7 protein-coding genes are annotated in these 11,461 nt (G+C 57.8%); 4 read left to right on the top strand and 3 right to left on the bottom strand.

Translation table 11 applies throughout. The annotated features are described in order from the left end of the window. The first annotated feature begins 179 nt into the window (after positions 1-179). The 4 genes from J3U87_RS01390 (at position 180) to J3U87_RS01375 (ending at position 7,249) form a co-directional block, all read left to right on the top strand. Entirely contained in the window at positions 180-911 is a 732-nt protein-coding gene (locus J3U87_RS01390; protein WP_237381232.1) for a glutathione peroxidase, read from the top strand. A gap of 261 nt (positions 912-1,172) precedes the next feature. Next, entirely contained in the window at positions 1,173-2,528 is a 1,356-nt protein-coding gene (locus tag J3U87_RS01385) for a CvfB family protein (RefSeq protein ID WP_237381231.1), read from the top strand. 619 nt (positions 2,529-3,147) lie between these two features. Beyond that, complete coding sequence (locus J3U87_RS01380; RefSeq protein WP_237381230.1) at positions 3,148-4,434, top strand: flagellar hook protein FlgE; 1,287 nt, start codon at positions 3,148-3,150, stop codon at positions 4,432-4,434. 1,573 nt (positions 4,435-6,007) lie between these two features. Continuing rightward, positions 6,008-7,249: a S8 family peptidase gene (locus J3U87_RS01375; RefSeq protein WP_237381229.1), complete on the top strand. Its 1,242-nt coding sequence runs from the start codon at positions 6,008-6,010 to the stop codon at positions 7,247-7,249. Positions 7,250-7,410: 161 nt separating this feature from the next. Here J3U87_RS01375 and J3U87_RS01370 read toward each other — a convergent pair whose 3' ends face one another. The 3 genes from J3U87_RS01370 to J3U87_RS01360 are packed head-to-tail and all read right to left on the bottom strand — an operon-like array spanning position 7,411 to position 11,325. Further along, complete coding sequence (locus tag J3U87_RS01370) at positions 7,411-10,089, bottom strand: CHAT domain-containing protein (RefSeq protein WP_237381228.1); 2,679 nt, start codon at positions 10,087-10,089, stop codon at positions 7,411-7,413. Between the two features lie 26 nt (positions 10,090-10,115). Beyond that, a complete protein-coding gene (locus tag J3U87_RS01365) occupies positions 10,116-10,574 on the bottom strand; it encodes a hypothetical protein (protein WP_237381227.1) in 459 nt (152 codons plus the stop codon). A 49-nt stretch (positions 10,575-10,623) separates the two neighbouring features. After that, the gene (locus J3U87_RS01360) at positions 10,624-11,325 is read right to left on the bottom strand and encodes an RNA polymerase sigma factor (protein WP_272932448.1); all 702 of its coding nucleotides are present in this window, start codon (positions 11,323-11,325) and stop codon (positions 10,624-10,626) included. Positions 11,326-11,461: the final 136 nt, after the last annotated feature.

Genomic DNA, 11,461 nt, shown 5'->3' with positions numbered 1-11,461 from the left:
CAACAGGGACTTTTTCTTTCCTCACTCTCGCGATCCACGATTACCGGCCACAGCCACCCTTCTCAACCAGACAACCACAGGAACACCGGTCGGCCCTCGAGCGCCCTTGCCATGATTCGCGGCACGACTCGAGCGGGCCCTGCCGGTTTCTGAAACATCGAGTATCAGGAGCCCCTTTCATGCTGCAAAACCGTGAAGGACAACGCGTCCCCGAAGTGACCTTTCAAGTTCGCGCCAACGACGAATGGCGCAATGTGACGACCCAAGACCTGTTCGCGGGAAAAACCGTGGCGGTGTTCTCCCTGCCGGGCGCCTTTACCCCGACCTGCTCCAGCTCGCACGTGCCCCGTTTCAACGAGCTGGCCGCAACCCTCAAAGCCAACGGTGTGGACGACATCATCTGCATGTCGGTGAACGACACCTTCGTCATGAATGCCTGGGCCAAAGCCCAAAACGCCGAAAACATCACCTTCATCCCCGACGGAAACGGTGAATTCACGGACAAGATGGGCCTGTTGGTGGACAAGGCCAACCTGGGCTTCGGCAAGCGCTCTTGGCGCTATTCCATGCTCGTCAAGGACGGCGTCATCGAAAAGATGTTCATCGAGCCCGAAAAGCCCGGCGACCCGTTCGAGGTGTCCGATGCGGACACGATGCTGGCCCACATCAACCCGAGTGCCGCGAAGCCCGATTTCGTCACGATTTTCACCAAGGCGGGTTGCCCTCATTGCACGCGCGCCAAGAAGGTCTTGACCGAACAGGGCCTGACCTACGAGGAAATCGAGTTGAGCAACGACGTCACCACCAAGACCCTGCGTGCCGTAGCCGGTGCCTCCACCACGCCGCAGGTGTTCATCGGCGGCAAGCTGATCGGATCCGCCGATCAGTTGGAGGCCCATTTCGCCGGCTGATCCGCAAAGCGACAGGAGTTGAAGCGTGAGGATGCGGTTCGGCGATTTCCGCGAGGCGGAAAGTCGTCGGGCCGCGGCCTCTTTAGAACACGGCCACTCCGAACCGGCAAACTTCGATAGTCGCTTCACTCGAGATCGACCTTGCCGAGATCCCTCGATCGTTTCCGCAGCCCCTCCAAAATGTCCCAGCTTTTACAGGGCTTTGAATTCCATGCCGAGAAACTGTGATAGGCTGATCTGCCACGATTTTGAGAGGGTGTTATGGTGCAGCTCGGAAAGTTCAACAAATTACAGATCGTTCGATGGGCCCCGCAGGGTGCCTATCTGGGGGTGGAAGGCGCCGACCTGCTGCTGCCCAAAAAGTACGTGCCGCGTCACGCCCAAGTCGGCGAATGGCTCGACGTATTCGTCTATTCCGACTCACAGGACCGCCCGGTCGCCACCACCCGCAAACCCAAGGCTCAGGTCGACGAATTCGCGGCCTTGACGGTGGTGGCCACCAACGAAATCGGGGCCTTTCTCGACTGGGGACTGGAAAAGGACCTTCTCGTTCCGCTCACCCAACAGTCCCGACCCATGGAGCGAGGCCAGGCCTACGTGGTTCGCATTTGCCTCGAAGAAGCGCGCGACCGGTTGTACGCCACCAGCAAGCTGGCCCCCTTTCTGGAACGCGAGCAGGTCGACTTGGCGCCACGCCAAATCGTGGACCTGCTGATCGTGCGCCGCAACGAACTGGGCTACCAGGCCATCGTGGACGGCCGCTATGCGGGCTTCATCTACGCCGCGGCTTTGGACGAAGGCGAAACCATGCGCATCGGAGATCGCCGCAAGGGTTACGTCGCCAAGGTTCGCGACGACGGTAAAGTGGATATCAGCCTGACGCCGATGGGGCTGCCGGCCTTGCTGGAAGCCAAAAAGGTCGTCCTCACGGCGCTGCGCGAAGGCAATGGCTTTCTCGCGCTCGGCGATCACAGCGATCCCGAGGAAATCAAAGCCCAACTCGGACTCAGCAAAAAGGCCTACAAACGCGCCGTCGGCATGCTCAACAAGGACGGTTTCATTCGCCTCGACGATCAAGGCGTGCACCTGACACCCAGGGGAAAGCAGGGTGAAAAACCCCTGCCCAGAAAACCCCACCGACGCGACTCCGCCGAACGAAAATCCAAAGCCGGGGCCCCCAAGAGATCGGCCGTGGCCGGCTCCGCGGACGAGAGACGCACGGCCAAACCCGGTTCCCCGTCGGGCTCCGGAAGTCGGACGAAGCCGGCATCCAAACGCACGGACAGGGATGCTCCCGCGTCACGCTCGGGAGAACGGGCGAAACCGCCATCCAAACGTACGGATCGGGACCCCGCCGCGTCACGCTCGGGAGAACGGGCGAAGCCGCTATCCGCGCGGAAAGAAAGCGACAAGGCATCCCTGAAGAGTCGTGCCGAAGAGAAAAAGAAGGGCGCTGAAAGCCGTAAACCGAAAAAGACCAAAGCCGCCAAGCCCAAAGCGAAACAGAAGCGCATGGCCCCCGATCACCCCTTCGCCATCTTCCAAGACGACGGTTCGCGACGCCCCCCCAAAAAGAAGAAGCCCAGCGGGCGGACACCCCAAAAAAAGAAATCGTGATCGCTGGAGGGTCGAGGAACATCCAGGCACAGTGAACCTACGGCCATGATCGACCCGGCACATTTTTCCGGGTTTGGGCGGAGTTGGGAGCAGGTCGGAGCGGGGTTTTCATCCCGACTGGCGGTGACTTCGTTTTTTTACCACTGAGTACACAGAGAAAACGGAGAAGGGAAACCACGCCCCATAAGCAACTTAAATCATGCCGTTTAACGGTCTCACTCGCTTTCTGAAGCGCTACTTGATCCGTGATTGGGGGAACGTTCGTTTGGACCGAAACCGTCAAGGGATCGGTATTCCAACCAGCGTCCAACCAGCGAAAAGGGTTTTTGAAATCGTTTCATGGAGTCCGGCGGGTTCCCGATGCAAACCAGTATCGACAGTCAGCTACCAGGCCTCTACAAGATATTTATCACCAGCTAATTAGATTAAGCCTAACGCCTGACAACCGATACCATGTCCACCTGGGCGAGCATCTACCTCGGTGATCTCTGTGAACTCTGTGGTAAAAAAAGACTTACACCTGCACACCCATGCCCCTGCGGAGAACATCTCTTCCCAGACACCACCTCCTTGGCTCGTTATTTGCCCCTCTTGTTCGAAAAAAACCCGAGGCAGGCAAATGCTTCCCACTTTTTACAGCGCACTTACCGGACTCAGATCCCACGCCACCGCGATCAATGTCGTGGGAAACAACCTGGCCAACATCAACACGACCGGCTACAAGCGCAGCGACATCAACTTCGCTCAAATCATGGCCGGCGAGATCCAGGGCTTCTTCGGCGCCGCCAACCCCGTTCAATTCGGCCTCGGCGCGCGCACGACCCGCATCGGCCCCACCCACCTCCAAGGCGCCGTTCGGGCCAACGGCATCAACAGCAACCTGGCCCTTCAAGGTGAAGGCTTTTTCCAGGTCAGCGACGGCACCCGGACGGCCTACACCCGCGCCGGTAACTTTTCCTTCGATTTGAACGGCAACCTGGTGGCACCCAACGGATGGAACGTTCAGGGCTTTACCGAGGTGGACGCCGACGGCAACGTGGTCCGCACGGGCACACCCGCCAATCTCCAAATCGACTTCGAACAGCCCTCGCCACCCAGTGCGACCAGCCTGGTTCGCTACATCACGAACCTCAGCGCCCAGGCAGGCGCGGGCGAGACTTTCAATACCACGATCGACATCTGGGACAGTGCCGGCCAGTCGCATCGGCTGGACCTGGAATTCGTCAAATCCGAGACCGAAAACCAGTGGACCTATCAATTCAGCCTCGACGAGGGCGATGTCATCGAGGGCGCCACCGGGACCGTCACCTTCGATGCCCAGGGTCGGCTCAGCACCATCAACGGTTTGAGCGTCGACGATCCGGCGGCGGCCAATCCGATCATTCGGCTGGGCAATCTGCCGGCGAACGCCGACGGCCTGGTTCCCGAAGACCAGCAAATCACATGGGACCTGATCGAATTCGGCGGCGCCGACGACGGTACCAACGACAGCCATCTGACCAACTTCTCGAGCACCTCGGCCAACGGAACCTTCTTCCAGGACGGATTCGGCTCCGGCGACCTGAACCGCATCGAATTCACCCGGGACGGAACCATGCTGGGCTTCTTCACGAACGGCGAAACCCATCCCCTGGGTGCGGTCGCCGTGGTCAACTTCAACAACCTGGCGGGCTTGAAGCAAATCGACGCCAACTTCTTCCAGGAGACCGGCGCATCGGGCGAACCCCTGCTGCTCGAAGGCAACGGCGGTACGGTGGTTTTCGGCGGGGCGCTGGAATCGAGCAACGTCGACATCGCCGACGAATTCACCAATCTCATCATCCATCAACGCGGATACCAATCCAATTCCAAGTCGGTGACCACCGCCGACCAGGTACTCCAGGAGATCATCAACCTCAAGCGCTGACCCCCATTCAAGCGGACCCCCATCCCCCTCCAGGCGGACACGAAAAAAGCCCCGAGCCGAAACTCGGGGCTTTTTCCGTTACCTGAACGAGAACACGATAGAAAGCACGAAACAAAGTGGCGAATTCACCACAAACGAGTCAGAGAATGAAATCCAGAAATTCTCCAACGGAAACTTGCCCCGCGCGAGCCGCGAAGCAAAAACAACAAAGCACATTTTCCATTGATTTGAATGACTCCGGCGTGGTGATGGAGTCACCAATAGTGATGAGCAGTGGCTTTTGGTGCGAACTACATGACAGACCGTCGGTGACCTTGGCACATCGGAAGGATTTCGGGGGTTGGTTGGTGCCGGCTGTTCGAAATCCCAACTGAGCCAAGATCAAGACGAATCCATATCAACCGAGATGAAAACCTTCGACCAAGAAAGGGTTTCCACCTCAGCCTACCCTCCAAAGTACCGGGACCCCATGGACCAGATACGTTTTTTTAAGGAATTTTCGTTAAAGTTCTGATCCGGCTTCGCAAGACTTACATTTCAAGCAGTTTGAATACAAACACCGAACGCTTTATCTTTTTTTCTGCATGGGAGTCAATCGTGTTTCGGCTCACAGGAGCCCAAAAAAAACCTATTGACAAATGAATTGATTCCGTTATTTTCGTTGTAGGTGTCGGTGTATTCGCAGTTACTTCTGATCGACTCGCTTGGTTTTTTCCACTTTCCGGAACATTCTCTCCCACCAAAACGAGGCCCACTTTCGGGCTTCCCAAACGCTCGAGGAACCCATGCCATTGAATTGTGCACGGCTATCGATATCTTTCCATCCGGCACTCGCCGGAGGTCCGACCACCGGGCGACGGGGGTCGGGAAAGCCCTGTCGTTCAACATACCGGGCCCATCGCGACACCACGGGAGAACAGCCATTCACCGCCGGCCATCGTGCGCTTTTTCAGAACACACTGCATTCGTACACCGAAAACATCGATCGAATTTTTGTGGCATTCCCCCCGGCGCAGACCGAGAGTGACCGCCGTGGGGTCCCCCTCGAAAAGGGAACCGCCCTGTTCCGAACCGTTGATTCGCACTTGTCGAACCACCCTACACACCGAGCATCACATACTGTGACACCGACTACCCATCACAGTATGAAACAGAGCAACGAAAACCAAGAAACCCACTACCCAAACACATCTATCCCCACGCAACACCGTTCATCGACACCCCGTCTGTCTTTTCGACTGACGGCATCCGTTCCAACCGGCCCCACCCGACACCCCAGCACAACGCACAATCCCGAATTTCGTAAACTCCGATTCCCAATGCACCACCGTTACGGTCAACCTTCGAGCCGGATGTCCCAAGTCACCAAGATCCGCTCTTCTTGGGTCTTCCCAAGGATCCGGCAAGCGCCCCGAATGAAGCACATCTCTCGGCCGCCTGATTCTCTTCTCCTTTCAGGCAGATAGCAATGGCCGACCTTTCGAATCGCCTTCATGCTTCAGTCCCTTTTCACGACGATGCGCTGCTCTCATCCCCCGGCAGACCTCACCCCCACCCGCTTCGAGGAGCAAATATGTCACTTTTGCGTTATGTGCTTATTTTTTTCACGTGTACGATGGCGTTCGGTGCCCGCCACGAATTTATTTTACGCTTCAATTATCAGGTAGATATTCCGACCGTTCTCGCCGGCTACAACGTGGTGTGTTACGCCCAACACGACGGCGAAGCCACCTATCGCGTCACCATCGAATCCAATTTGGACAGGCAGACGTTGGTCGATCAACTCCAGACCATCACCTACACCGCGGAATACAATCAAAAGACGCAGGTTCGCGAGCTGATTTCCGCAGGTCACATCGATGCACGCGCAATTTTTATTCTTGAAGGCGAGCCCAACGAGGCATCACTCAACGATCTGAACAACGACACCGATCCCGAGCCCACGATCTACGGCCAACATTGGCTCGAGCAAATTCGCGTGGGCAGCGCTTGGCCGCACTCCACCGGCCACGGCGTGACCGTCGCCGTGCTCGACACCGGTGTCGACATGAACCATCAGTTTCTCTACGCCAACCTCTCGTCCTGGGGCTATGATTTCGTCGACGGCGACTGGGATCCCTCGGAAGAGCGCGACAACCTGGACACCAACCAGAACGGCATCTACGACGAAGGCTGGGGTCACGGAACCCACATCGCGGGAATCATCAAGACCGTGGCGCCGGGCGTCACCATCATGCCGGTTCGAATCGCCGACAGCGACGGCCATGCGGAACTCTTCGACATCGTCCAGGGCATCGCCCACGCGATCTGGTTCGGTGCCGATATCATCAACCTCAGCCTGAGCGTGGACGACCCATCACCGGCCCTGGAGGACTGGCTCGATTTCGCCAAGGACCTCGGCATCACCATCGTGACATCCGCCGGAAACGAAAACAGCGATTCGCTGATGTTCCCCGCCAACGTGCCGGGCGTCATCACGGTCGCCTCGGTGGATCGCGACTACCGCAAATCCGATTTCTCCAACTTTTCGCCGTACATCGACGTGGTCGCCTACGGCGAGGAGGTACTGAGCTGCGCACCCAACAACCGCTACGTGCACCGTTCGGGAACCTCCATGGCGGCGCCGATGGTTTCCGCGCAGGCCGCCATCATTCTCCAGCTCGTGCCCGGTGCCAGTCGCCACTACGTACGGTCGCGTATCGTCTCGACCGCGAAGGACGTCACCTATTACAACTCGAGCTACTACTGGGGTTTGTTGGGCTACGGGTACATGGACATCTGGAACTCGATCACCGTCAACAACGTGAAGAAGTGACATCGGATTCGGCCCGTTTCGGGGTGAGACGGGCCGGTCCACACCCAAAGTCCTGAAACCTAAATTGAGCGATTCTTGGCGGCGTTATCGCACACTTTAGGTGAAAACCTACGCAGTTCTCGACCCATCGAGAGCACCGGCCTCTCGAAGCGGGTCGGCGGTCAGGGTCTGCCCAAGAGACAGAAACCGGCCCACAGGTGGGGATCGGGAAACGATGCCATGACGGTCAGGCAGGCCTTGCGATAGGACTCGGCCAATCCCAAATGGAGATTGTCGTAGAAGCAGTTCATCCAGGCACCCGTCACGCGATCGTCGATATCCCACAACGAGGCCAGGATTTGGGCCGCCCCCGCGGCAAACAGGGTAATGACGAACCCGTAGGGCTCGTTGCCCGCTGCGAGGACCACGGAACCACTGCGACAGGACGCCAGGTTGATGAAGGGGCAGTCCAAGCGCATTTCGGCGAATTGTCCCAGGTAGATGCGCTTGCCCGCCAGCTCCAGAAAGGAATCGGTGGGATTGCGGCGATTGAAATAGCAGTGACCGGCGAAATGAATGAAGTCGCTGTCGCCCACCACTTCGCCCACGGGTTTTTCCGGCAGTCGCGCATGAACGGTGGCGTTCGGGAACAGACGGCACAAGGTCTCCCGTTCCGGGGCCGAAGGGTCCTCGGCCTGATTCGAAAAGAAGAAGACGGGACGGTGAAACCGGCTCGCGGCGCGTTTCAGGGCAAAATACAACGTCGATAAATTGGGGCATTGACTCATGGTCACCGATTCGACCAAAAAGCGCCCGCGATGCCGCAACAGGGATAGTGGAAATTTTTGAAGATTTTTATGTAGTACAAAGGTGATGTGGCGGACGTTTTTGACCCTGCTCGGCACCAGGACGGCGCTCAACCGGTCGGCCAGATCGGTGATCACGGCCAAACGCTCGGGGCCGGTGGCCGGCATCGACAACATGGTCATCAACTGATTGAAGTCGCGCTCGAAACCGGCGTAGATCGGGTTGCTGTAGGTTCGCAAACCCTGGGCGTCCAATTCCAGCCGGTAGATGACGTTGCCGCCCACGAAGTAGCAGACGAGCAGCGTCCCGTCCGGCAACAGGTTTTGGAGTTCCTCGACCTCCAGATCGATCGGAAAATAGAGGCCCAGGCGGTTCTGACCGCGCATGCGGCCGTGCAACTCGTCGATCTCTCCGCGCGTTTCCTTGACGGAATGCAGCAGTGCCGTTTTTTCCGCATCGGAGGTGCTGGTCTGGGCGGCCATACTCTCCAGCTTGCGGTTCAACTGGTTCAGACGGGTGTTGAGGCGGTCCAATTCGAGTAGGAGCGGTTCGTTTCGATTCAGGACCGGCGGCAGGGCCTCGCGCCGGGAGAGCAGTTCCGTCATCTGGCGGCCACGGCTCAGTTCGATCACCTTGAACACCAGCTTCCGCCCGTCGCGATGACGCCACTGGAAGAGGCGCTCGATGAGCAGTTCGTACACCCGTGCCTTGTCCTCGAAAAAGCTTTCGCGCCAATGCGTGGAGGAAATCGAGGCACGCGTTTCCTCGATGGTGGAAATCGCTTCGAACAGGGCCCGACAGGAACGCCGGTACTGGCCCTTTTCATACCAATAGGAACTCATCAGGATTAGGCCATCCGTACGCACACGGGGCCCCAGCGGCGCCTTCAACAGCACCTTGACCCGCGCCACGGTTTCCTCGTCGGGCATGGTCCCGCAATAGCGCAACCGATCGAGGATGCACTGCAGCTCGAGCTCCTTGTGACCCTCCTCGACGAACACGGCCTCGGCGCGCGTGAGATAGGTCAATCCGCGCCGGGCACGGCCCCCCTGAGCGACCATCCGCGCCCGAGCCAAATCGCACAGAGCCAGGTAATGGCGGTTGTTTTCGCGTTTGAAGAGTCGTGCGGCGCGATCCAAATACTCCCTGGCCAGGGCCTCCTCGCCCACGGCCAGGGCCGCCTCGATGCCTTCGTAATAGACCAAACCCTTTTCGAAGAGCCGACCCAGATCGCCGAACATCTCGACCAGGGAATCCACCAGGTCCAACACCTCTTCGTAGCGATTGAGCAGGATTTCCATGTGGTAGAAGTCGAGGTCGCACAGGGCCGCGCCGAATTGATCGCCCCCTTCGAGGTACAGGGTGCGCGCCTGTTTCAGGCGGCTCTCGGCATAATAATATTGTCCCAGAATGCTGTAGAGGTTGCCGTACGACTGGAGCACCGTTGCTTCGTAGAGCTTGATGCCGAGGCTGTGAAACAGCGTCAAGGCGCGCTCGAAATTGCTTTCAGCTTCACCGAACTCGTTGAGGCAGACCAACAGGTTGGCCAAATTATGGCGGATGATCGCTTCGAACTTGGGGTGGGGCTCTTCTTCGAGCAGGCGGAGCGCCGTTTGGAAGTGATCCAGCGCCGGGCCGTAGTTGTGGACCCGGTACTCCAGCGCGCCCATGTTGGCGATCACCTTGAGCTTTTCGAGATTGGGCAACAGCGGGTCACTGAGGATCGCGTCGCTGACTTCCTTGGCCTTTTGGTGTCGGCCCAGGTAGTGATAGGCCGAGGCCAACAGGCGCAGACACAGGTGCACTTTTTCCCGAACACCCGAGGCGCGGAAGGTCTTTAGCGCCTTGAGCGTCCAGGAAATGGCGTTGCGGTGATCGCTCTTGGCTTCGAAATAACGGCCGATGAGCCAATCACGGGTGGCGCGCTGCTGCGGATCGAGAACGGAGCCGCGCTTCTTGAGGGCGGGAATGAGCAGACCGGCTGCTTCGATGTCTTGGCTGAGTAGGTCGAGGAATACGCGCTCGATTTCGACAAAGGAGCATTCGCCGATCAAGAATCGGCGTGCGTAGGAAGACGCATCTAGACGTCGCCTTGCTCCTTCAGATACACCACGCTCACCCAATAACGATCCTCTTCATGCCAGAACGACAGGGAATATTCACCCGGCTCCAGGGCTGAGAACTCGAATTCGCCGGAAATCACGGGTGCACGGAAGACACTCTCTGTACCATACAAAAACACTTCCGATTCATCAATCCCATTGATGAATCCGTGGATATGAATTCCATCGGCTTCCCAGGTTTGTTCCAGATTCAGAAAACAACCGTTGTGAAGTTCATAGAATAACTTACGGCTGGGACCCGCATCGCGAACCAGCGCATCTGCCAGAGGTTTGAGTTGAAAAATATTGGTAGCGGACTTCTGCGCACGGGGCTGAAAAATATCATATGCCGCATGTACCGTTTGCTCGGGCACCGCAATGCTGCTGTCTTTTGCCGCAATGCCGGCCAATAAGTCCCAAAATGTTTCAGCGGCCATAGAATATGCCTCCTACAAAACCATACCGAATTACTCTCTAAAGTGCGGCTCAGAGCCAATCAGATACATTTTTCTCATTGATACCGCGTTTTTTCAAAAGATCCTTAAACTTCACGAGGCAGCGTTTACGGGTCGGTCCGATCGAGCCGTGCGGAATACCCGCCTGTTTGGAAATCGCCTGGTAATCGCTGCTGTCGTGCTCGTAAAAAAGCAGATACAAAAGTTTTCGGCATTTGGTATTCAACATGGCCAAGGATTGGCGCACCATCGCCTGCTGGACCTTCAACTCCATCTGGCGCGGCGCGATATCGTCGGGATCGATGACGTCGTATTCCTGGGGAACCTCGTAATCCATCTGACCACGGCGCCTGTTGGCGGTCTTCCACGTGATGCGCTGTGCCACCGTCGCGATCCACCGAGAGAGTTCATCCACCTCGAGCAGTTTGTCCAACTGCTTGTAGATCGCCATGAAGGTTTCCTGAAAGACTTCGTCGCAATCTTCGGCACGCAGCCGAGCATCGCTGGGAAAGTGGTACACCAAACGCTTGTAGCGATTGACCAAGGCGTTCCAGGCGGGCTGATCGCCTTCGAGGCATCGCTGGATGAGTTCGCGATCGGTTTGAGTCCAGATTTTTTTAAACAGGGCTGCCTCCAGGCGCGGGACCAAGGCCAACCTTATACGACCCCCATACCGACACTTCGCCGAAAGGGCCGGCGGAACTTCGAACGGAGCCGACCACCGGGATCCCACCTCACGGGATCCCCATTGGACATGGCTCGTCCACGCCCCCAACCGCTCACGCCTTTGATGATTCAGGTCCGAATGCGTCTCGGAGGACCTGGAGCACACGCCCGAAACGAGCGCGCCTCGCGACACGGGAGTCCGC

The organism is Sulfidibacter corallicola (genome assembly GCF_017498545.1).
GTDB lineage: Bacteria > Acidobacteriota > Holophagae > Acanthopleuribacterales > Acanthopleuribacteraceae > Sulfidibacter > Sulfidibacter corallicola.
This window is presented reverse-complemented; position numbering and strand designations above follow the sequence as displayed.

What these genes read in the sequence shown, in the direction of transcription:
- J3U87_RS01380 (WP_237381230.1), top strand. Translation starts at nt 3,148, where the DNA reads ATGCTTCCCACTTTTTACAGCGCACTTACCGGACTCAGATCCCACGCC.
- J3U87_RS01375 (WP_237381229.1), top strand. Translation starts at nt 6,008, where the DNA reads ATGTCACTTTTGCGTTATGTGCTTATTTTTTTCACGTGTACGATGGCG.
- J3U87_RS01365 (WP_237381227.1), bottom strand. Translation starts at nt 10,574, where the DNA reads ATGGCCGCTGAAACATTTTGGGACTTATTGGCCGGCATTGCGGCAAAA.
- J3U87_RS01390 (WP_237381232.1), top strand. Translation starts at nt 180, where the DNA reads ATGCTGCAAAACCGTGAAGGACAACGCGTCCCCGAAGTGACCTTTCAA.
- J3U87_RS01385 (WP_237381231.1), top strand. Translation starts at nt 1,173, where the DNA reads ATGGTGCAGCTCGGAAAGTTCAACAAATTACAGATCGTTCGATGGGCC.